The 21,314-nt window shown below is 67.0% G+C and carries 17 protein-coding genes; 9 read left to right on the top strand and 8 right to left on the bottom strand.

Going from position 1 to position 21,314, the window contains the following annotated elements; genetic code table 11:
• Position 1: 1 nt before the first annotated feature.
• Positions 2-901 (top strand): MBL fold metallo-hydrolase, encoded by a 900-nt coding sequence (locus Sa4125_RS03295; protein WP_224003651.1) that lies wholly within the window; start codon positions 2-4, stop codon positions 899-901.
• A gap of 90 nt (positions 902-991) precedes the next feature.
• On the opposite strand, the gene Sa4125_RS03290 is transcribed toward Sa4125_RS03295, so the two are convergent.
• Together Sa4125_RS03290 and Sa4125_RS03285 are read right to left on the bottom strand one after the other, a co-directional pair.
• On the bottom strand, positions 992-1,888 hold the full coding sequence (locus tag Sa4125_RS03290; RefSeq protein WP_224003649.1) for a DUF1499 domain-containing protein: 897 nt from the start codon (positions 1,886-1,888) through the stop codon (positions 992-994).
• Positions 1,889-2,002: 114 nt separating this feature from the next.
• Positions 2,003-3,631, bottom strand: coding sequence for a long-chain-fatty-acid--CoA ligase (locus tag Sa4125_RS03285; protein WP_224003647.1), 1,629 nt, complete (start codon positions 3,629-3,631; stop codon positions 2,003-2,005).
• Positions 3,632-3,821: 190 nt separating this feature from the next.
• Here Sa4125_RS03285 and Sa4125_RS03280 point away from each other — a divergent pair, with 190 nt between their 5' ends.
• On the top strand, positions 3,822-4,220 hold the full coding sequence (locus Sa4125_RS03280; protein ID WP_224003645.1) for a hypothetical protein: 399 nt from the start codon (positions 3,822-3,824) through the stop codon (positions 4,218-4,220).
• Between the two features lie 80 nt (positions 4,221-4,300).
• Here Sa4125_RS03280 and ppdK read toward each other — a convergent pair whose 3' ends face one another.
• From ppdK to Sa4125_RS03260, 4 genes are all read right to left on the bottom strand, one after another.
• Positions 4,301-7,018, bottom strand: coding sequence for a pyruvate, phosphate dikinase (gene ppdK / locus Sa4125_RS03275; RefSeq protein WP_224003644.1), 2,718 nt, complete (start codon positions 7,016-7,018; stop codon positions 4,301-4,303).
• Between the two features lie 197 nt (positions 7,019-7,215).
• Positions 7,216-8,010: a DsbA family protein gene (locus Sa4125_RS03270; RefSeq protein WP_224003642.1), complete on the bottom strand. Its 795-nt coding sequence runs from the start codon at positions 8,008-8,010 to the stop codon at positions 7,216-7,218.
• A gap of 110 nt (positions 8,011-8,120) precedes the next feature.
• Positions 8,121-8,630, bottom strand: a complete 510-nt coding sequence (locus Sa4125_RS03265) for a DciA family protein (protein WP_224003640.1) — start codon at positions 8,628-8,630, stop codon at positions 8,121-8,123.
• Positions 8,631-8,636: 6 nt separating this feature from the next.
• Positions 8,637-9,920: an O-antigen ligase family protein gene (locus tag Sa4125_RS03260; RefSeq protein ID WP_224003638.1), complete on the bottom strand. Its 1,284-nt coding sequence runs from the start codon at positions 9,918-9,920 to the stop codon at positions 8,637-8,639.
• Between the two features lie 446 nt (positions 9,921-10,366).
• On the opposite strand from Sa4125_RS03260, the gene mutY reads away from it, so the two are divergent.
• The gene (gene mutY / locus Sa4125_RS03255; RefSeq protein WP_224007485.1) at positions 10,367-11,491 is read left to right on the top strand and encodes an A/G-specific adenine glycosylase; all 1,125 of its coding nucleotides are present in this window, start codon (positions 10,367-10,369) and stop codon (positions 11,489-11,491) included.
• Positions 11,488-12,102, top strand: coding sequence for an HAD family phosphatase (locus tag Sa4125_RS03250; RefSeq protein ID WP_224003636.1), 615 nt, complete (start codon positions 11,488-11,490; stop codon positions 12,100-12,102). Before mutY ends, Sa4125_RS03250 begins: the two co-directional genes overlap by 4 nt.
• Positions 12,103-12,104: 2 nt before the next feature.
• Here the strand turns inward: Sa4125_RS03250 and Sa4125_RS03245 are convergent, their stop codons facing one another.
• Positions 12,105-13,244 carry a site-specific DNA-methyltransferase gene (locus Sa4125_RS03245; protein ID WP_224003634.1) on the bottom strand — a complete coding sequence of 380 codons (1,140 nt, stop codon included), beginning with the start codon at positions 13,242-13,244 and terminating at the stop codon, positions 12,105-12,107.
• A gap of 193 nt (positions 13,245-13,437) precedes the next feature.
• Between Sa4125_RS03245 and Sa4125_RS03240 the strand changes: the two genes are divergently transcribed.
• On the top strand, positions 13,438-14,124 hold the full coding sequence (locus tag Sa4125_RS03240) for an HAD family phosphatase (RefSeq protein ID WP_224003632.1): 687 nt from the start codon (positions 13,438-13,440) through the stop codon (positions 14,122-14,124).
• A gap of 100 nt (positions 14,125-14,224) precedes the next feature.
• On the opposite strand, the gene Sa4125_RS03235 is transcribed toward Sa4125_RS03240, so the two are convergent.
• A complete protein-coding gene (locus Sa4125_RS03235) occupies positions 14,225-14,746 on the bottom strand; it encodes a hypothetical protein (protein ID WP_224003630.1) in 522 nt (173 codons plus the stop codon).
• A gap of 126 nt (positions 14,747-14,872) precedes the next feature.
• On the opposite strand from Sa4125_RS03235, the gene thrC reads away from it, so the two are divergent.
• The 4 genes from thrC (at position 14,873) to Sa4125_RS03215 (ending at position 21,219) form a co-directional block, all read left to right on the top strand.
• Positions 14,873-16,282 (top strand): threonine synthase, encoded by a 1,410-nt coding sequence (gene thrC, locus Sa4125_RS03230; protein ID WP_224003628.1) that lies wholly within the window; start codon positions 14,873-14,875, stop codon positions 16,280-16,282.
• Positions 16,279-17,598 (top strand): pitrilysin family protein, encoded by a 1,320-nt coding sequence (locus Sa4125_RS03225; RefSeq protein WP_224003626.1) that lies wholly within the window; start codon positions 16,279-16,281, stop codon positions 17,596-17,598. The genes thrC and Sa4125_RS03225 overlap by 4 nt, the downstream gene beginning before the upstream one ends.
• 8 nt (positions 17,599-17,606) lie before the next feature.
• Positions 17,607-18,230: a GNAT family protein gene (locus Sa4125_RS03220; protein WP_224003624.1), complete on the top strand. Its 624-nt coding sequence runs from the start codon at positions 17,607-17,609 to the stop codon at positions 18,228-18,230.
• Between the two features lie 100 nt (positions 18,231-18,330).
• Positions 18,331-21,219, top strand: a complete 2,889-nt coding sequence (locus Sa4125_RS03215) for an EAL domain-containing protein (RefSeq protein WP_224003615.1) — start codon at positions 18,331-18,333, stop codon at positions 21,217-21,219.
• Positions 21,220-21,314 lie beyond the last annotated feature (95 nt).

Below are 21,314 nucleotides of genomic sequence, written 5' to 3'. Positions count from 1 at the left end.
CATGGACATCGCCTTCGACACGATATTCGATCCCCGCCACGGCGATGGCGTGCCCGTCGCGCCGCAAATCCTGCGCGTCACGGCGCCCAATCAAAGCCCCTTCACCTTCACCGGCACGAACAGCTACCTCCTCGGCGGGGCGAGCCTCGTGGTCGTCGATCCCGGTCCCGACGACGACCGGCATCTCGCAGCCCTGCTCCAGGCGATCGCCGGTCGGCCGGTCGAGGCCATCCTCCTGACGCATACCCACCGCGATCACACGGCGCTGGTGCCGAGACTGCAGCAGGCCGTCGGCGCCCCGGTGCTGGCGGAGGGACGCCACCGCGTCTCGCGCCCGCTGCACGAGGGCGAAGTCAATCTGATGGACGCGGCGGGTGACATGGCGCTCGTCCCCGATCGCATCATCGCCCATGGCGAGATCCTGACGCTCGCGGGCCTTGCAATCGAGGCGGTGGCGACGCCCGGCCACACCGCCAACCACATGGCCTTTTCCATCGGCGACACGCTTCTCAGTGGCGACCATGTGATGGCCTGGTCGACCACGATCGTCGCACCGCCCGACGGGGCGATGGCGGACTACATGGATTCGCTGGAGGTTCTGATTGGGCGCGAAGAAGCGCTCTACCTGCCCGGCCATGGCGGTCCGGTGCTGAAGCCGCAGGCCTTTCTCCGGGGTCTGCGGTCGCACCGGAAAATGCGCGAGACAGCGATCCTCGAGCGACTCAAGGCGGGCGACCGAAGCATTCCCGACATCGTCGCCGCGATCTACCGCCAGACAGACCCGCGCCTCCATGGCGCCGCCGGCCTGTCGGTTCTCGCGCATCTGGAGGACCTCGTCGCCAAAGGGCGCGTCGTGACGGACGGCCCCGCGCTCCCCGGTGGGCGTTTCGAGCCGGCGTGATCGCGCGGGATCTGGTGCGCGGCGGATGCGGCTTGGGCTAAAACTCAGTCTGCGGACGGGCTGCCGCGTCGGACGGATCGGCGCGTGCCGCTATCCGGGCTTTGCCGGTGCGATCGCGGTGACGCCCGTCATCGCCTCGTCGAGACGCGCGAGAAAATCGTCGATGAAGCGGCGGTTCTGGCCGAGGTCCCAGGCGACGGCGCGCGAGGTCGACCGGAGGTCGACGAAGGTCTCGTTGCCGTCCTCGACGATGCGGATGGTCATGTCGCTGGGAAGGCCGAGCAGGAAATCGCGGGCCTCGACGGCCAGCGCGTAGTCCTTGGCCTCCGGCAGGTCGAACCGGTCTGCGGGCTCCGCGGCCTCGGCGGGCGTCCCGCGCGGCGTCGGCATCGGAATGTCGACCGTGCCGCTCGTGCCGAGATCTCCGTTTTCGGGACCGGCATCCGCCACGTTGGCCGCAGCGCTGTCGGCGGTGTCGGTCACGACGTTCACGAGCGTCCAGCCTTCGTCGCCCAGGACGAGGCGCGCCACGTCATAGACCTGCGCGGCACTGGCCCGGAAACGGCGGCCGGTCGGCGCGGCAAGCCCGTCGCCGGCATCGGCGTCCGGATCGGCGTCGGCGGCCAGCACCTCGTTCAACGTCGCGCCGTCGACGATGTCGTTGACCAGCATTCCGTCGGTCTCGGCACTGTTGGTGCGGGGATACTGGTAGGCGAGAACTGCCGCGAGAGCGAAAGGCGCGGCGACGAGGAGGGAGATGGCGAGCGCGCCGACCGCGGCCCCACCGCCTTCGCGCCCGCTGTGCCAGACCCGCGCGAGCCCGACCAAAGCCGTCAGCAGCGCAACCGACACAAGCGCGACGACGAGCGCGAACATCAGCTTCAGCGACGGAAAATCGATGCCGCCCAGGCGATAGAGAGCGATGGCGACGATCAGGAGGAGGCCGGCAAAGCTCGCGGCACGCCGGGCCGGAACCGCGGTCCGCAACCGTTTCCTGATATAATGTCCCGCCAAGTGCGCGCGTCCGGCCGTCATCTGCATGAATTCACCCCGGCCTGCCTCCTACCTCAGATCGCGCCATCGCAGAAGTGTCATGGCGCATCAGGAGAGCGGCAATCGGTAGTCTGCGAAATCCTCGCGCAACCGCATCTTCAGGATCTTGCCCGTGGCCGTGTGCGGGATCGCGTCGACGAAGACGACGTCGTCGGGCAGCCACCAGCGCGCGACCTTGCCCTCCATGAAGGCGAGGATCTCCTCGCGCGTGGCCTGTCGCCCCTCCTTCAGCACCACGACCAGCAGCGGCCGCTCGGCCCATTTGGGATGGGCGACCCCGATCACCGCGGCCTCGGCGACGTCGGGATGGCCGACGGCAAGGTTTTCCAGATCGATGGTCGAGATCCACTCGCCGCCCGACTTGATCACGTCCTTCGAGCGGTCGGTGATCTGCATGTAGCCATGCCGGTCGACGTGCGCGACATCGCCGGTGTCGAACCAGCCATCCCCGTCGAAGACCTCGCCGCCGACGCCCTTGTAGTAGCTGCTGGCGACCGCCGGGCCCCGCACCTTCAGCCGGCCGAACGTCTTGCCGTCCCAGGGCAGGGTCACGTCGTCATCGTCGGTGATCTTCATCTCGACGCCGAAAGGCGGATGGCCCTGTGTCTGCGCCACATCGAGATAGGCCTCGCCATCGAGATCGGCCACCTCGGGCTTCATCGAGCAGAGCGTGCCGAGCGGGCTCATCTCGGTCATGCCCCAGGCGTGGATGACCTTCACGTCGTAGTCGTCCCGGAACTTCTGGATCACCGCGCGCGGGCAGGCCGAGCCGCCGATGACGACGCTCTTCAGGTCAGGCAAGGCGCCGCCTTCCTTCTCCAGATGCTGCAGCAACATCAGCCAGACCGTCGGCACCGCGGCACTGAAGGTCACCTTCTCGGACACCAGCAGCTCGTAGATCGACGCGCCGTCCATCTTCGGGCCGGGCATGACCATGCCGGCGCCCGACATCGGGCAGGTGAAGGCCAGACCCCAGCCATTGGCATGGAAGAGCGGCACCACCGGCATCACGAGGTCGCGCGAGGAGAGGCCCATGGCGTCGCCCTGCTGCGCGATCATCGAATGCAGGAGGTTGGAACGGTGGGAGTAGACGACGCCCTTCGGATTGCCCGTCGTGCCCGAGGTGTAGCACATGCCCGCCGCCGTGGTTTCATCGAAGCTCTTCCAGGCGAAATCCTCGTCGGCCTCGGCAAGCCAGTCCTCGTATGCCACGGCGCCCGGAAGCGCCGTCTCGGGCATGTGCGCCGCATCGGTCAGGACGATGCAGCGACGCAGGCTCGGAAGGCGCGGCGCCAACGCTTCGAGGATCGGCAGGAAGGTCAGGTCGACGAAGATCAGTCGGTCCTCCGCGTCGTTGATGATCCACGCGATCTGGTCTGGAAAGAGGCGCGGATTGACCGTGTGGTAGATCGCCCCGATACCCGTGATCCCGTACCAGCATTCAAGGTGACGCCAGGTGTTCCAGGCGAGCGTCGCCACCCGGTCGCCGAGACCGACGCCTTCCTGATCGAGCCGCTTGGCGAGCTGCAGCGCGCGCCGGCGCACCGTCCGGTAGTCCGTCCGATGGATCGGTCCCTCGACCGAGCGCGACACCACGGCTCGTCCACCATGATAGGTCGCGGCGTGGTCGATGACCTTGGAGCACAACAACGGCCAGTGCTGCATCAGTCCCTGCATCGGAACGTCCTCCCTTTTGTCACATTCTACGGTCTTCATCGGCTCCTCTGCGGGAGCCTTGCCAAAGGCTGCGTTCTTCGGACGTGCCGGGCCAGTGTCCTGAAGCTGCAGAGGTTTGTCCAGCGACGTCGCAAGGCGCCGAGGGAGAGCGGGCCGCCCGAGGCGGCGCGACATCGGAAGGAATGAGACGATGCGGATGCAGACAGCGGACGACAGGGCGGCTGAACCAGCCTTGGATGCGCTCGAATCGGTCGAGTTCGAGCTGGCGCTGGACATGCAGGATCCGACCGAACAGGCCTTCGAAACCTGCGTTTCCAATGCCGCGCAGGTCGTCGGCGGAGAAATCCTGTTCGACATGCCGGCAGACGACTCGATCGAAGATGCAACGCGCATGGCGGCAGTGCGTATCCCCGGTGCGGCGCGCGACCGCATCCTGTTCGTCGTCCTGGACGAGGCCGGCTCGACGCTGCGGATCGCGTCGACCGACGAGGTCGGCGAGCGGTTTCACGGCTTCGCCAGGGCTTTCGTCAGCGTGCTGGAGCGCATCCGCGACGATCTTCCGGAGCTGCGCCCCGTCGGCACGGCCTGATCGCCTTCGCCGCAAACGTCGCCTGCGGCTTTCCTCAAATTCGGCACGCGGCGGTTACAGGCGCGAAGGCAATGGCACCGTCATGCGGTTCCCAGCGCCGCGTCGCTCTTGATCCGCGTCTTCGCCACGCCCGGCCCGCGCAGGGAACGGCGTAGCCGGATCGCCGACTGCGCCGCCGCCAGGCGGGCGATCGGCACGCGGAAGGGCGAACAGGAGACGTAGTCGAGCCCGGTCTGCTCGAAGAAGGCGATGGAGGCGGGATCGCCGCCCTGCTCGCCACAGACGCCGAGCGAGATGTCCGGCCGTGTGCGGCGCGCCTTTTCCACGCCCATGGCGATCAGCTCGCCGACACCCTCGACGTCGATCGACTGGAACGGATCACGCTCGAGAATGCCCTTGCGCTCGTAGGTGGAAAGGAAATTCGCCGAATCGTCGCGCGAGATGCCGAACACCGTCTGCGTGAGGTCGTTGGTACCGAAGGAGAAGAAATCGGCGACCTCGGCAATGGTATCGGCCCGGATGATGGCGCGCGGCAGTTCGATCATCGTGCCGACGAGGTAGGTGACGCGCTTGCCGCGCTCGGCGGCGACGAGATCGGCGACCTCGTCGATGCGCGCCTTGACGAAGTCGAGTTCCTTGCGCAGGCCGACGAGCGGCACCATGATTTCCGGAACCACCGCCTCGCCGGCGCGCTCGCCGGCCTCGATCGCCGCCTCGAAGATGGCGCGGGCCTGCACCTCGACGATCTCGGGATAGGAGATCGCCAGGCGGCAGCCGCGATGGCCGAGCATGGGATTGAACTCCTCGAGCTTCTCGATGCGCTCGCGCAGCACGCGCTCGGGAATGTCCATCTGCAACGCCGTCTCGGCGATCTCCGCCTCGCCCTTCGGCAGGAATTCATGCAGCGGCGGATCGAGCAGACGAATGGTGACGGGCAAGCCCGCCATGATCTCGAACAGCTCGATGAAATCGGAGCGCTGGATCGGCAGCAGCTGCTGCAGCGCGGCGCGGCGTCCTGCCTCGTCCGGGGCGAGAATCATCTCACGCATGGCGCGGACGCGGTCGCCCTCGAAGAACATGTGCTCGGTACGGCAGAGGCCGATGCCTTCCGCCCCGAAGGCGCGAGCCGCGCGCGCTTCGATCGGCGTTTCGGCATTGGTGCGCACGCCCATGCGCCGCGCGCGGTCGGCGAACGTCATCAGCCGGGCGAAATCGCCGGTGAGTTCGGGGCGCTGCAGTTCGGCGGTGCCCTGGATCACTTCGCCGCTCGAGCCGTCGATGGTGATCGAGTCGCCGGCCCGAAGCGTCACGCCCGGCGCGCGCAGCTCCTCGCGCTCGGCGTCGATCCTGAGCGAGCCGGCACCGGTGACGCAGGGCTTGCCGATGCCGCGCGCGACGACGGCGGCATGGCTCGTCGTGCCGCCGCGCACGGTGAGGACGCCTTCGGCGACATGCATGCCGTGGATGTCTTCGGGATGTGTCTCGTTGCGCACGAGGATGACCGCGCGGCCTTCCGAGAAGAGCGCCTGCGCCCGCTCGGCCGTAAAGACGATCTCGCCCGTGGCGGCCCCCGGCGACGCCGGCATGCCCTTGGCGATGGTGACGAGATCGGCATGCCGGACGATGGTCGGATGCAAGAGTTGGTCGAGCGAGGCGGGGTCGATGCGCAGGAGCGCCTCCTCCTCCTCGATCAGCCCTTCCTCGACGAGCTCGACGGCGATGCGGATGGCCTCCGCTGCCGTCCTCTTGGCGATGCGCGACTGGAGCAGGAATAGCTCGTTGTCGCCGATCATGAAATCGACCTCGACCGCGTCGCCGACATGGTGCTCCAGCCGTTGGACGTGATCGGCGAGAGCCGAGAGGTCGGCGGGGAAGATGGCCGCCCCCCCCTGGCCGGCACTGTCCATCAGGCTTTCCAGCGCCCAGACCTCGGGCCGTTCGCCGATGTCGCCGCGCTCGCGGCCGCCGAGGCCGAACTCGCCGGTCAGTCGCGCGGCCCCCGTGCGGAGGTCACGCGACACCGCGCGTCCCGTGCCGGAATTCTGGTCACGCTCATTGAAGATCATCGCATGGGCCGTGACCGCGAGGCCGGCATTCTCGTGGATACCGTGCAGCACGCGGAAGGCCCGAGCGACGGGGTTGCGCCAGCTGGCGAAGCTCGCCTCGATCACCTTGAACAATTGCTCGATCGGCGTCTGCGGCAGCGTCTCGCCGATCTCGTCCTCGATGAAAGCGAGGTAGCGCCCGATCAGCGAGCGCCATTCTTCCGCCGTCGACGGCTCGACACCCGACCAGGCGGCGGCCATCCGTTCGTCGTCGGCCAGGTCCTCGAAGTCCGAGGGCTCGACGCTGTAGACGAGGAAGGCGAAGGATTCGATGAAGCGGCGATAGCTGCGGAAGGCGAAGTCGATGTCCTCGAGCTCCGCGCTGAGCGTCTCGACGGTGCGATCGTTCATGCCGACGTCGAGGACGGTGTCGGCAAGCCCCGCGATCGGCGTGCGCGAACTCGTGCGGACGGCGAGAAGCAGGGGGCGTTCGGCGCCGTCGAACTTGCGCCCTGTCGCCTCCTCCAGCCACTCCACCGCCAGGCTGATGTCGGCGCGCAGGGATTGCGGCAATCCGTCCGCGATCCCCTGCGCTTCACGCCATGCCGCGGAGGTCACGGTGAAGCCCGGCGGGACCGGCAGATCGAGCGAGGCGAGCAGCGCCAGATTGGCACCCTTGGCACCCAGTGCCTCGAAGGCGTCCGCGGTTCGCTCGGCAGATCCCCGCTTGAAGGTTTGGATTCGCTTGGCCATCGGACGTCGCGCACTCTTCCCGCATTGCGTTCTACCGCCTTCGGATCGGGCGGGTCTGAAATGCTTACGGTAAATCCGCGTCGCAGCCAATTGTTGCATTGCAAAATGCAGCGAGGCGCCCCCCGGCAAAGAGGGTCGCCTCGCGTCATGTCCCGAACCGGCTTCCAGCCCTTGCGAAAAGGCGGAAGGAGCGGCGGTTATTTCGCCGCGTCGATGACGGCCCCGAATTCGGCAGGGCTCATTGCACCCGAGTACTTCTGGCCGTTCACAAAGAAGGTCGGTGTCGCGACGACGCCGAATTCCTTCTCGCCGCGCTGCTGCGTGTCGATGACCTTCTGCTGCAACGCCTTGTCACTGAGACAGGCGGTGAAGCTCTCCTGGGTGAAGCCGGCGAGCTTGGCGATCCCCAGCAGCGCCTGCGAGGCGTTTTCCGCCCGGGCCCACTGGTCCTGCTGGCTGAACAGGACGTCGACCATCGCGCTGCGCTTGTCGTCCGGCGCGCAACGCGCGAGCATGAAGGCCGCAACGGCACGCGGATCGAACGGGAACTCGCGCAGGATGAGCTTGGCCTTGCCGGTATCGATGTAGTCCTTCTTCAGTAACGGCAGTGTCGTCGCGTGGAAATCGGCGCAGTGGCTGCAGGTCATCGAGGCGTATTCGACGATGGTCACGGGCGCGTTCACGTCACCGATGACGACGTCCGGCAAGGGACCCGGCTCCATCAGATCGGCCACGTCGACGCTGCCTTGTGCTTCGGGCGCCGTCACCGGCGTCGTCGCGCCGGCGGCCGGTGCGGCAGGTGCGGCCGGTGTCGCAGCGTCCGCCGCGGGTGCCGGGGTCGCCTCCTGGGCCTGAGCGGGCGAGACGAGGCCGAGCGACGCTTGTTGGCCAGTGGCAGCGGCCAGGAGCACGAGGCCGAGGCCGCCGGCCAAGGACGCCGCCGTCAGACGGGCGCGGCGCGCCGCGTGACCTGGAGTTTGCTTCGCGTGCATCGGGTTCACCTTCCATTGTTGCCGCAGCCGGCTTCGTCGGGGACACAGTGTCCCGAGCGTGAATAGGAAGAGATTGCGGCCTTGCCAAGGGCCGATGCCGGCGCGCCGCCTTACGCTTTTGTCATCGGCCGGCGTTGCAGGATGCCGGCGCCGAAAGCTGCGAGCGCGGCCTTGAGCCTGGGATCCTCGATACGGTCGGTCATCTCGGCGATGTCGGACAGCTCCGACGGCTTCAAAGTGCGCAGAACCGGCCGGCGATCGGGCCGCTGCGTCCTCACCGAACGCTGAACGATCTTCAGCCGATCGATGGCGGGATAGCCGAAGAAGGCGTTGACCCGCGCGATCACTTCCGACGTCTGGTGCTGCAGGCGCAATACCGACGCTCCCTCGCAGGCGACGACGAGCGTCGCTGGCTTGAACGCGTCCGCCTCATGCAATCTCGGCGGCCAGACGAGCTTGTCCGGACGGCACACGCCATCCAGTTTCGTTCCCACGAGCTCGGACCAGGCCGCGATCAGGCCCGTGGTCATCCCGGCCTTCCGCGCCAGCACGGGATCGAGAAGCTGCGAAACGAGGTCGCCGACGGGTCGCGCGCCGCGTCGTTGTTGAAGCTTGGCCATCGATCGTCACGTCCCTGCCTTGGGAGCCTTGCCGTCCAGCCATGATGGCGCCGGCACGGATGCGGCGAGCAGCGAGACGGAGAAGACCCAGACGGCATCGATGATATCATGAAAGAACATGATGTTCGTCATCCCGGCGCCGACAAAGGCGACGACCAGGATGAGGCTCGCCCCAAGCCTGCGGCCGCCGCCCAAAGCGTGGCGCGCCCGCCAGGCGACGATCAGGGGCGAGAGGATGACGGCAAGAAGGCTCGCAACGCCCACCAGTCCTGCATCGACGCCGACGGTGAGGAAGACGTTGTGGAAATGCGTGAAGGAGAGGCCTTGCAGCACCGCGGGATCGAGGTAGGGCGAGACGGCCGTCCAATGGTTCTCCGCGCCGTAGCCGAACCAGGGCCGTGCGGCGATCGCTTCGACCGCAGCCGAGTACATTTGCCTGCGCAAGTTCAGGGAGGTCGGACTTTCGACATTGGCCGCGATCAGGGCGAGTTCTCCCCACATCTGGCTGAGCCGCATGGCCACCATCGGCGCCACCAGCACGCAGACGCCGGCAAGGACCGCGACGGACAGGACGACGAGAAACCAGCGGGTTGCGGGCGACCATGCGCGCCAGAGGGCGGCAAGCTCGCGGCGCTGAGTGAACAGGGCGATGACGAGGCAGATGGGCAGGAGCGGCCAGGTGCCGCGCATTCCCGACAAGACCACCGCAATGCTGCCGCCGAGCGCTCCCATCACGGCAAGGCCGAGATGCCGGCGGCTGCTGTCCCGGGACACATGCAGGAGAGACCAGCCGGCGCAGAGAAGCGCGGTCACGGAGAGCGGCCCCTGATTGCCCGAAAACCCCTGGACGCGCGTCGAGAAGAAGGAGAACTCGACAAGAACGATGACGAGGAGGAGGCAGCCGCCGACAGCGATGGCGAAAAATGCGATCGGGAGCGTATCGGCATAACGCGACAATCGCATGCGGGGGATGAGCACGAGCGGCATGACGAAGGGGAGCAGCGCCCCGACTCCCAAGAGGCTGGCGTCGAGATCCATATGATGGAAGTTCGAATATGCCATCACCGCGAAGAAGAGCAGCGAGGCTGCCACGACAGGACCGTCCGACGCCGTCAGACGCAGGCGAAAGCGACCGAGGAGGAGCGACAGGAGCGCCCAGGCTGCCAACAGGCCGGCGACAACGGACGCTGCCGACCCCCCGGCCGCGGCCAGCAGATAGAAAGCGAAGGTCGACAGCCGATTGCGGCGACCCAGCCCGTCCTGGTCGGGTGTCAAAAGAAGCGTCAGCACTGCCGGACGATCGAAGGGGCGGGCCGGCACTAGACGCGCCGGGGCGCTCGCGATCAGGCTGGGTGAAGCGCCTGCCAAGGACGACTCAGCACCGGTGCGCAAAGGCCGAGCGGCGCCATCTGCGGTGGGCGCGGCGCCCGCCAAGTTATCCATTGCGCTTCCCTCGCGCGGACGTTCCATCGATATCAGGCTGCGCCGGTGCTAGCATGCCGCTGCCCATGAAATGTCCCACTCCAAGATTGTCCCGGCCTGTCGAGGCTGGGCAAACGCCTCTCTGTCCAGCACTCGTCACGATGCTCTTTCCATTGTTCACGCCGCTCCCTATCACAGGCCCATCGACGATGTCCTGCCAGGTTAGGCGAAAGCGAAATGACAAGGCGATATCGGGATGGCACCCCGTGGCAGGGTCCAGCCTGGCCGCGACCCTGCCAAGAGACAGCCCGGACATGAAGGACGAGGGAAAAGCCGTGCCGAAGGCCACGGAGTCGCCGTCCGACAGGCTTCTCGCCTGGTACGACCGGCATGCTCGCACGCTGCCATGGCGCGTCCTGCCGGCAGAACGCGCCGCCGGCAACCGGGCCGACCCGTACCGTATCTGGCTGTCGGAAGTGATGCTGCAGCAGACGACGGTCGCGACGGTCAAGGCCTATTATCTGAAGTTCCTGGCGCGGTGGCCGGTCGTCGAGGCGCTGGCGGAAGCTCCCGCGGAAGAGGTGATGGGCGCATGGGCAGGGCTTGGCTACTACGCCCGCGCCCGCAATCTCCATGCCTGCGCCAAGGCGGTGGTGGCCGAGCACGGCGGGCGCTTTCCGGCGACCGAAGCAGGCCTGAAGACTCTGCCGGGCATCGGCGACTACACCGCGGCGGCGATCGCGGCCATCGCCTTCAATAAACCGGCCGCCGTCGTGGACGGCAACATCGAACGCGTCGTCACGCGGCTTCGTGCGATCGACACGCCACTTCCCGCCGGAAAGGCCCTGGTCCGGACGCATGTCGCGGCGCTGACGCCCTTGCTGCAGCCAGGCGATTTCGCGCAGGCGATGATGGATCTCGGCGCTACGATCTGCACGCCGCGACGCCCTGCCTGCGTGCTCTGCCCGCTGGCCGAGGGGTGCGAGGCGCGGATCCACGGGACCATGGAACTCTATCCGGTCAAGGCGGCGAAAAAGCCCAAGCCGGCGCGCCGCGGTGCCGCGTTCGTCGCGGTCCGGCCGAGCGACGGCGCGATCTTCCTTCGCCGGCGGACGGAGACCGGAATGCTCGGCGGCATGGACGAGCCGCCGACGACGGGCTGGGGCGTCGGGCAGGACGGTGCCACCGGCGCCGACGCCGCCCCCTTTGCTGCCGCTTGGGCGAAGACCGGGTCGGTCGTCCATGTCTTCACCCATTTCACGCTGACGCTCGACGTCTGGCGCGCCGAGATCGCGTCGGCTTCCGGGGCGGCGGGACGCTTCGTGACGCCGGCCGAACTCCCGGCTGCCGCCTTGCCGACCCTCATGAAGAAGGCCATCCAGCTGGCCGAACCCGCGGCTTTCGCCACCTCGCCCTCGCAGCGAAAGCGCCAGGCATGATCGACCACGTCGTCTTCGACATCGGCCGCGTCCTCATCCACTGGGATCCGGAAGCGCCTTATCGCCGGCTCATCGCCGACGCTCCGGCGCGCGCAAGGTTTCTCGCCGAAGTGTGCAGCCCCGCCTGGAACCTCGAGCAGGACCGGGGCCGGCCATGGGCCGAAGCCGAGGCGGAGGCGATTGCGCGCCATCCCGACATGGCGGAACTCATCCGGGCCTACCGCCGCCACTGGCGGGACATGGTGCCGCATGCCCATGACGACACGGTCGTCATCCTGCGCGACCTGATGGCCAGGGGAATCGACGTGACGATGCTGACGAATTTCGCGCCCGACACCTTTCGCGAGGCCGAGGCGATCTACCCCTTCCTCGGCGAGACGCGCGGCGTCACCGTCTCCGGCGAGATCGGCCTGGTCAAGCCGGATCGGCGCATCTACGCGCACCATGCCGAGCGCTTCGGCCTTGTTCCAGAGCGCACCCTCTTCATCGACGACAGCCCCGCCAATGTCGACGGTGCCAGGGCGGCTGGCTGGCAGGCCCTGCACTTCACGGGCGCGGACAGGCTTGCCGCCGATCTCGCCGCCCGCGGTCTCACGACCCGGTCCGACTGACCTCAGGCGCCGGTGACCGCCATGCGGTCGCGAATCTCCTGGCGAAGTTCGTCGATCACCTGCAGGCCCTTCGGCGAGCGCAGGTGCCAGAAGGTCCAGCCGTTGCAGGCGTCGAGTCCCTGAACCTTCGCGCCGAGGCGATGGATCGAGGCGGCCTGGTCGCCGATGGCGATGGTGCCGTCGGCGCGCACATTCGCCGTCCAGCGGCCGCGGGAGTCCGTCAGTTCAGCACCGGGCGCGACAAGACCCGCCTCGATCAGGCTGGTGAAGGGGACGCGCGGCTCGGCGCGCTTGCTGCCGACGGTCTGCAACGTGCGCAGGTCGAGGGGCTCGACGGCGTCGATGCGTGCCTGGGCCGCCGTGATATAGGCTTCTTCCCGCTCGATTCCGACGAAGTGCCGGCCGAGACGCTTGGCGACGGCGCCCGTCGTGCCGGTGCCGAAGAAGGGATCGAGCACCACGTCGCCCGGCTTGGTCGACGACAGGAGCACCCGCGCCAGAAGCGCCTCGGGCTTCTGCGTCGGATGCGCCTTGCGGCCGTCCTCGTCCTTCAGCCGCTCGCCGCCCGAGCAGATCGGGAACAGCCAGTCGGAGCGCATCTGCAGGTCGTCGTTCGCGGCCTTCATCGCATCGTAGTTGAAGGTGTAGGCCTTGGCATTCTGGTCGCGCGAGGCCCAGATCATCGTCTCGTGCGCGTTCTGGAACCGCCGGCCGCGGAAATTCGGCATCGGATTTGCCTTGCGCCAGACGATGTCGTTCAACAGCCAGAAGCCGAGATCCTGGACGATCGAACCGACGCGGAAGATGTTGTGATAGGAGCCGATCACCCAGATCGTGCCGTTCGGCTTCAACAGGCGGCGCGCGGCGAGCAGCCAGGCGCGGGTGAAATTGTCATAGGTCGCAAAGCTCTCGAAGCGGTCCCAGTCGTCGTCGACGGCGTCGACCTTGGACTGGTCCGGGCGATGCAGGTCGCCGCCGAGCTGGAGATTGTAGGGCGGGTCGGCGAAGATGACGTCGATCGAGCCGGCTGGCAGCGATTCCATCTTGGCGATGCAATCCCCCCGGATGATCGTGTCGAGCCAATCTGCCCGGCATGGCTGAGGATCGAGCCCAGAGGTCGTCGCAACGCGTAGTTTTGCCATTTTTCTCACCGGTTACGCAGAACAAATCACCAGCGACATGGTTACCGAACAGCGTAAACAATCGATGAAGCCGGCCGTCGATTGCGGCAGGGACCGATCGGCATGCGGCGGGGCTATGGACGAGGCCCCGTTCAGCTTATATCCGCGCCATGCCGCCTTCCGGCGCTTCCTGCCACATCGTCCCGGAGTTCCCATGCCCCCGCTTTCCCTTGCCATTTTCGACTGCGACGGCGTCCTGGTCGATTCCGAGATCATCGCGGCGCGGGTCGAGTCGGTGATGTTCAAGGAGTTCGGCATCGACATGGAGGCGGAGGAAATCGCCTCGCGTTTCGCAGGCCTCACGCTGCCGCGCATTCTCGACATTCTGGCCGATGAGAACGGAATCGTCTTCCCGGCCGATTTCGAGGACCGGGTCGAGAAGGAGACCGATGTCCGGCTCGGCCGCGAGGTGGAAGCGATCGCCGGCGTCGAGGCGATGCTCGACCGCATCGACCTGCCGCGGTGCATCTGCTCGAACTCGACGACCGTGCGGCTGGAGATGGAACTCGGCCATGTCAGGCTGTGGGACCGGTTCAGGCCCTATGTCTTCGCCGCCCGCGAAGTCGGCAGCTGCAGGGGCAAGCCGGCGCCGGACGTGTTCCTCTACGCCTGCGAGCAGTTCGGCGTAGCGCCCGCGAGGGCGGTCGTCATCGAGGATTCGGTGCACGGCGTGGTTGCGGCCGTCGCCGCCGGCTGCCGCGTCGTCGGATTTACCGGCGGGTCGCACACCTATCCCGGCCATGCCGACGCCCTCAGCGAAGCGGGCGCGGAGACGGTGATCAGCCGGCTTGCCGACTACCCCGCCGTCATCGAGGCTTTCGGCGCCTGGAGCGCCGCCTGAGGCTCCCAGACCGCCCGGCGAAAACCTGATCGCCGGACGGGCCAAGAGAAACGTCGGTCAGGCCCGGCGATTTAGCGGCGAGGCCGGAATCAGCGCCGCACTACTCGCCCTCGTCGAAACCCGCATAGATCACGAGATCCTTGCGGCTCGGCTCGGGAACGACGACGGTTGAATCGACATAGACGAAGGTCGGCGAATTCCCAGGCTGCAGGGCGACCGCCTGTGACCCCATCTCGGAATAGAGAACGTCGGCGCCGCGAAGAACGACGACGCGGATCGGCAGGCCGAGTTCGCCAGGTTTGGCTGCCGGTCCGGGTACGACCCTTCCCGAGATCCCCACCTTCATCCGCAGTTCGCCATTGAGCACGCGGCATTCGCGGCTGGTCGAAACGATCGACGCGACATATTGCAGGCCGTCGCCCTCACCCTTGCGCAGGATTGCCGTGCCTTCGCGCAGCGTGATCTGCGGGCAGTAGTCGGGCACAACCCCTTCGGCCTCGGCCGACATCTTCGGAGGCGTCCCGTCCAGCTGAACGGCGCGATCGCCGTTGGAGGTGCAGGCCGCGACGAGCGACACGGCCCCGATCAGCGTCATGGTGCGGGCGGCGTTGAACATATCCATCCGTCGGTTCTTCCCTTATTGTGGCGCGCCGTTCTATATCAGCCCTTCCGCCAATAGGCGACGGCGACGCGAAAATCGCGGATGCCTCCGCGGCGAAGGGTTTCGGCCTCCTGGAGAGGATACGACGTGGAATATGTGAGTACACGGGGCGAGGCTCCCGTGCTGGGATTTGCCGACGTCCTCCTGGCCGGCCTTGCCAGCGACGGAGGCCTCTATGTCCCCAAGGTCTGGCCGACCCTCTCGCCCGAGGACATCGGCGCGATGCGCGGCAAGCCCTATGCGGACGTCGCGCTGAAGATCCTGACGCCTTTCGTCGGCACGGACATCGCGCCTGCCGACCTCAAGGCCATGGTCGACGCGGCCTATGGCAGCTTCCGCCATCCGGCCGTGGCGCCGCTCGTCCAGATCGGCCCCTCGCATTTCGTGCTGGAGCTCTTTCACGGACCGACGCTCGCCTTCAAGGACGTGGCGATGCAGCTCCTGTCCCGGCTGATGGACCATGTCCTGAAGGAACGCGGCTCGAACGCCACCATCGTCGGCGCCACCTCGGGCGATACCGGTGGCGCGGCGATTGCCGCCTTTGCGAAAAGCGCGCGGACGGACATCTTCATCCTCTTCCCCAAGGGCCGGGTATCGCCGGTGCAGCAGCGGCAGATGACCACGTCGGGCGCGGCCAATGTCCATGCCGTGGCCATCGAAGGCACGTTCGACGACTGCCAGGCGCTGATCAAGGCGATGTTCAACGACCGGCGGTTCCGCGAGAAGACCGCGCTTTCGGGCGTCAACTCCATCAACTGGGCCCGGATCATGGCCCAGATCGTCTACTACTTCACCGCGGCGGCGAGCCTTGGCAGCCCGGCACAGGCGGTGTCCTTCACCGTGCCGACGGGCAATTTCGGCGACATCTTCGCGGGCTACGCGGCCAAGCGCATGGGGCTGCCGATCGACCGGCTGATCATCGCCACCAACGAGAACGACATTCTGGCGCGGACGATGACGACCGGACGCTACGAGAAGACCGGCGTCCATGCCACGACCTCGCCGTCGATGGACATCGAGGTGTCCTCGAACTTCGAGCGTCTCCTGTTCGAGGCCGGCGGACGCGATGCCGAGGGCGTCAGGCGGATGATGCAGCAGCTCGCCCAGTCGGGAAGCTTCGACCTGCCGGAAGCCACGCTCGCCGCCATCCGCGCCGAATTCGATGCGGGACGCAGCGACGGAGCCGAAACGGCCGAGACCATCCGCGGCTCCCTCGTTTCCTCGGCCTACATGCTCGATCCGCACACCGCCGTGGGGGTCGCCGTCGCTGACAAGCACCTCGGTGACAGCCCGATGGTGACGCTCGGCACCGCCCATCCCGCGAAATTTCCGGAGGCGGTGAAGGCGGCCTGCGGCGTCTCGCCGGAACTGCCGCCGAGCCATGCCGACCTGATGGCCCGCCAAGAGACATTCGACAGCCTGCCCAACGACCTGACAGCCGTCGAGACCTACATCGCGGAGCGCAGCCGCGCGGTCCGAACCGGAGCATCCGCATGAGCGTAAACGTCGAGATCACCAAGCTTTCGAACGGCATTACCGTGGCAACCGAGACCATGCCGCATCTCGAAAGCGCGGCGCTCGGCATCTGGGTGAAGGCGGGAGCCAGAGACGAGACCGAGAACGAGCATGGACTTGCCCATCTCCTCGAGCACATGGCCTTCAAGGGCACGTCGACGCGCACCGCCCGGCAGATCGCCGAGCAGATCGAGGACGTCGGCGGCGAGCTGAACGCGGCGACATCGGTCGAGACGACGTCCTATTATGCCCGCGTCCTCAAGGACGACGTGCCGCTGGCCATGGACATCCTCACCGACATCCTGATCGACTCCAATTTCGACGAAGCCGAACTCGAGCGCGAGCAGCAGGTCATCCTGCAGGAGATCGGCGCGGCCGAGGATACGCCGGACGACATCGTCTTCGACCATTTCCAGGAAACCGCCTTCCGCAGCCAGATCATCGGCCGTCCGATCCTCGGCACGCGGCAGACGGTGAAGTCCTTCACCCCGGCCGGCCTGAGATCCTATCTCGCCCGGCACTATTCGCCCGACAAGATGATCGTCTCGGCCGCCGGCGCCGTCTCGCATGAGGACATCGTGCGCCGCGTTTCCGAGGCCTTCGGCTCTTCGGCGGTCGCACCGCCGGCGATCTCCGACGCACCCCGGCCGCTTGCCGCCTATACCGGTGGCGAATTCCGCGAGAAGCGCGACCTGATGGACGCGCAGATGGTCCTCGGCTTCGAGGGACGGCCCTATTACGCCCGCGACTTCTACGCCAGCCAGGTGCTGTCGCTGATTCTCGGCGGCGGAATGTCGTCGCGGCTGTTCCAGGAAGTGCGCGAGACGCGAGGTCTGTGCTACGCGATCTACGCCTTCCACTGGAGCTTCTCCGATTCCGGCATTTTCGGCGTCCATGCAGCGACAGGCGAGGAGGAACTGGCGGAGCTGGCGCCCGTCATCATCGACGAACTGATGAAGGCCGCCGAGGGAATTCGCGAGGAAGAAGTCACGAGAGCCCGGGCGCAGATGCGCTCGAGCCTGATGATGAGCCAAGAGAGCCCGGCCTCGCGTGCCGGGCAGATCGCCCGGCAACTGCTCTTCAACGGCGCGACGATCTCCAACACCGAGCTGATGGACCGTCTTTCGGCAATCACCGCGCCCCGCCTGTCTGAACTGGCCGCCCGGACCTTTCTCGGCAGGGCGCCGACGCTGGCGGCGATCGGCCCGATCGCCCGGCTGCCGAGCATGGAGGAAATGGTCTCGCAGCTGGACGGAAAATCCGGCAGCGACACCGTCCGCTCGGCGGCCAGCCGCTAGGCGCCGCCATGCGGCTGTTCGACGTCTTCAGCGGCCCCCCCCTCCCCACGGTCAGGGGCGACGGGGTGCTCCTGCGTCTGCCACGCCGCCGCGACTACGAGGCCTGGCGCTCGCTCAGACAGGCGAGCCGCGACTTCCTGGCGCCGTGGGAGCCGAGTTGGACGAGCGACGAGCTGTCGCGCCAAGCTTTCAGTCTGCGCATGCTGCGCTATCGCCGCGACGCACGTGAACGGGCGAGCTACAGTTTCCTGCTCTTCGATGGCTCTGGGACGACATTGCATGGCGGCGTCACCGTGGGCCTCGTCCGGCGCGGAGTGGCGCAGTCCTGCACGCTCGGCTACTGGATGGGAGAGGCCTATGCCGGCAAGGGCCACATGCACCGGGCGATCGAGGCGCTGAAGCCCTTCGTCTTCGACATCGAGGGCCTTCACCGCGTCGAGGCCGCCTGCTTGCCGAGCAACCAACGCTCGATCTGCCTTCTCGAAAAATCCGGTTTCCGCCGGGAAGGCTATCTGCGACAGTACCTGAAAATCGCGGGGGCCTGGGAGGATCACTATCTCTATTCGCTGCTCGCCGACGACTGGATGCGACCGGAGGCTGCCGGCCGCCTTGAGTTTGCCGTTGCCCAGTGAGATAGGCCGCGCGGGAGCGGCGTCCGCCGCCCCGAAGCAGGCTGCCCCCAAGCAAGCTGCCGAGAAGCTAGCTGCCCCGAAGCAAGGTGACCGCCTGCCGATGCGTTTCTTCCACCGCCTCCTGCTCTTTTTCGCCGTCGCTTTCGTGACAGCGGCGCTCCCGGCGTCGCCCTCGCGGGCGCTGGAGCCTGTCGGCATCTCACGCGAAGACGTGGCGATCGATCTCGCGACGGCGGTCGACATCTACCGGAACCGCGGCGCGAGCTTCCAGGTCTCGACCGTGCCGGGCGCCGACGGAATCGTCAGGCGCATCGAGGTCGAGGCGAATGCTTCGAACTCCTCCGGCGACTGGGCAGTGTTCGCACTCGCCAACAACACCGACGTCCAGATCGACCGGCTGATCGTGGCGCCGAACTTCAGGCTGGCGGGCTCGGGCATCGTCTGGCCCGATCTCGGCGCGCAACGCATCGCCTCGATCACCCCGTCGGAGGGGTTCGGGCTGGAACGGCAGCCGAGCTCCGAGGCGGACGTCTTTCTCGTCACCCTCGACCCCGGCTCGGTCATCACCTTCGTGGCGGAAATGGCCTCGAACGACCTGCCGGAGATGCGGCTGTGGGAACCGAACGCCTACAAGGACACGATCAACGCCTACACGCTCTACCGCGGCATCGTCCTTGGCATCGCCGGGCTTCTCGCGGTCTTCCTGACCATCCTTTTCGTGGTCAAGGGCTCGGCGATGTTTCCGGCGACGGCGGCGCTGGCCTGGGCGGTTCTGGCCTATATCTGCATCGACTTCGACTTCTGGCAGAAGCTCGTTCCGACCATGCCGGGGCAGGAGCGGATCTGGCGGGCCGGCACCGAGGTGGCGCTGGCCTTCACGCTCGTGGTCTTCCTCTACGCCTATCTCAATCTCAATCGATGGCACGGCATCCTCTCGGCCTTCACGCTGCTCTGGCTGGCCGTACTGGCCGGCCTCGGCGCCACCGCGGTCTTCGACCCGTCGGTCGCAGCGGGCCTCGCCCGCATGTCGCTGGTGTCGACGGCGGTCGCCGGGCTCTGCCTCATTCTCTACCTTTCATGGCTTGGATTCGATCGCGCCATCATGCTGATCCCGACATGGTGTCTCGTGATCGTGTGGCTCGTCGGCGGCTGGCTGACGGTGACCGGCCAGATCTCCAACGACGTGATCCAGCCGGCGCTGGGCGGTGGCCTTGTCCTGATCGTGCTCCTCATCGGCTTCACGGTGATGCAGCACGCCTTTGCCGGCAGCGGCTTTTCCGGCGGTTCGATCTCGGACATGGAGCGCAGCGCGCTGGCGCTCGCCGGAACGGGTGACGCGATCTGGGACTGGGACGTCGTCCGCGATCGCATCTTTGCCGGCGCCGACGGCGACAGCCTCGTCGGCCTGCCCTTCATCGCGATGAACGGCCCCGCCCGCGACTGGCTGCCCATCCTCCACGCCGACGATCGCGACCGCTTCAAGATGACACTCGACACCATCATCGAGCACCGACGCGGCAAAATCACGCAGGATTTCCGCGTGCGCGGCAATGAGGGACACTATCACTGGGTGTCGCTCCGGGCCCGTCCGGTGCTCGGCAGCGACGGCGAGGTGGTGCGGTGCGTCGGGACGATGAAGGACGTGACGGAGCGCAAGAAGGCCGAGGAGCGGCTGCTGCACGACGCGCTGCACGACCAGCTGACCGGTCTTCCCAACCGCGAGCTCTTCGTCGACCGCCTGGAATCCATCGGCGTCCTCGCGGGCCTGCATGCCGGCGTGCGGCCGTCGATCTTCCTCATCGACCTCGACCGCTTCAAGCAGGTCAACGACGAGTTCGGCGTCGCGACCGGCGACACGATCCTTCTCACCGTGGGGCGACGGCTGAAGCGCGTCCTGAAACCGCAGGATTCCTTGGCGCGCCTCTCCGGCGACCAGTTCGGCCTGATCCTCGTCTCCGAGACGGAAGTCGCCGCCATCGTCGCCTTCGCCGAAAGCCTGCGCGAGGCGATCAAGGCGCCGATTTCCTTCGGCGGCCGCGAGATCGTCCTCACCGGCTCGATCGGCCTCACCGGCTGGACCGACAACACCCCGCCGGAAGAAATCCTGAAGGAAGCGGAACTGGCGATGTACCAGTCCAAGCGCTTCGGCGGCGACCGGATCGAGCCGTTCCGGCCGGCCTACAAGGGATCGGGTTCCGGGCGGCTGGAGATGGAATCGGATCTGCGGCGCGCCTTCGACCGCAACGAGCTGTCGCTCGCCTTCCAGCCCATCATCCGCCTCGAGGATGGCGAGATTGCCGGCTTCGAGGCGCTGCTGCGCTGGGAGCACCCCAAGCGCGGCTCGATCTCGCCGTCGGAGTTCATTCCGATCGCCGAAAATTCGGGGCTCATCGTTCCGCTCGGACAGTTCGCCCTCGAGGAGGCCTCGCGCCGGCTCTCCGACTGGCTGAAGCTGACGCCGGACGGCGACCTGACGATGTCGGTCAATATCTCCAGCCGGCAGCTGATCCGCCAGGATCTCGTCCAGGACGTCAAGAATGCGCTCGACCGCTATCAGTTTCCGGCCCGCTGCCTGAAGCTCGAGATCACCGAGTCGATCGTCATGGACAATCCCGAGCGCTCCGCCAAGCTTCTGGCGCGCCTACGCGACATGGGCGTCGGCCTGTCGCTCGACGATTTCGGCACCGGCTACTCCTCCTTGTCCTACCTCCTGCGCTTTCCCTTCGACACGCTGAAGATCGATCAGTCGTTCCTGAGGGACGACGGCCATCCGCAGCGGCCGATCATCCTGCAGTCGATCGTCACCATGGCGCACGATCTCGGCCTCTCGGTCGTCGCCGAGGGGGTCGAAAGCGAGGAGGATACGGTGCGGCTGCGTCAGCTCCGGTGCGAGTTCGCCCAGAGCTACATGTTCGCGCCGCCGATGAGCCCGGAAGCCGCCCGACGGCGCCTGCAGGACCGGCAGATGGGACTAAAGCGGGCGAGTTGACCGGAGGTTTTTCTGATATGCCGCCCTGCTGGCCTGGCATACGGGAAAGACGAGCGTTCAGGCACGCCGAAAGAACAGCGCCTCTGGGCAAGCTG

The organism is Aureimonas sp. SA4125, from assembly GCF_019973775.1.
Classification (GTDB): domain Bacteria; phylum Pseudomonadota; class Alphaproteobacteria; order Rhizobiales; family Rhizobiaceae; genus Plantimonas.
This window is presented reverse-complemented; position numbering and strand designations above follow the sequence as displayed.

Coding starts and splice junctions, on each gene's coding strand:
- Sa4125_RS03225 (WP_224003626.1), top strand. CDS start 16,279: ATGAGCGTAAACGTCGAGATCACCAAGCTTTCGAACGGCATTACCGTG.
- Sa4125_RS03265 (WP_224003640.1), bottom strand. CDS start 8,630: ATGGCCAAGCTTCAACAACGACGCGGCGCGCGACCCGTCGGCGACCTC.
- Sa4125_RS03295 (WP_224003651.1), top strand. CDS start 2: ATGGACATCGCCTTCGACACGATATTCGATCCCCGCCACGGCGATGGC.
- Sa4125_RS03215 (WP_224003615.1), top strand. CDS start 18,331: ATGCGTTTCTTCCACCGCCTCCTGCTCTTTTTCGCCGTCGCTTTCGTG.
- Sa4125_RS03245 (WP_224003634.1), bottom strand. CDS start 13,244: ATGGCAAAACTACGCGTTGCGACGACCTCTGGGCTCGATCCTCAGCCA.
- Sa4125_RS03280 (WP_224003645.1), top strand. CDS start 3,822: ATGCGGATGCAGACAGCGGACGACAGGGCGGCTGAACCAGCCTTGGAT.
- ppdK (WP_224003644.1), bottom strand. CDS start 7,018: ATGGCCAAGCGAATCCAAACCTTCAAGCGGGGATCTGCCGAGCGAACC.
- Sa4125_RS03285 (WP_224003647.1), bottom strand. CDS start 3,631: ATGCAGGGACTGATGCAGCACTGGCCGTTGTTGTGCTCCAAGGTCATC.
- Sa4125_RS03235 (WP_224003630.1), bottom strand. CDS start 14,746: ATGGATATGTTCAACGCCGCCCGCACCATGACGCTGATCGGGGCCGTG.
- mutY (WP_224007485.1), top strand. CDS start 10,367: ATGAAGGACGAGGGAAAAGCCGTGCCGAAGGCCACGGAGTCGCCGTCC.
- Sa4125_RS03220 (WP_224003624.1), top strand. CDS start 17,607: ATGCGGCTGTTCGACGTCTTCAGCGGCCCCCCCCTCCCCACGGTCAGG.
- Sa4125_RS03270 (WP_224003642.1), bottom strand. CDS start 8,010: ATGCACGCGAAGCAAACTCCAGGTCACGCGGCGCGCCGCGCCCGTCTG.
- Sa4125_RS03240 (WP_224003632.1), top strand. CDS start 13,438: ATGCCCCCGCTTTCCCTTGCCATTTTCGACTGCGACGGCGTCCTGGTC.
- Sa4125_RS03250 (WP_224003636.1), top strand. CDS start 11,488: ATGATCGACCACGTCGTCTTCGACATCGGCCGCGTCCTCATCCACTGG.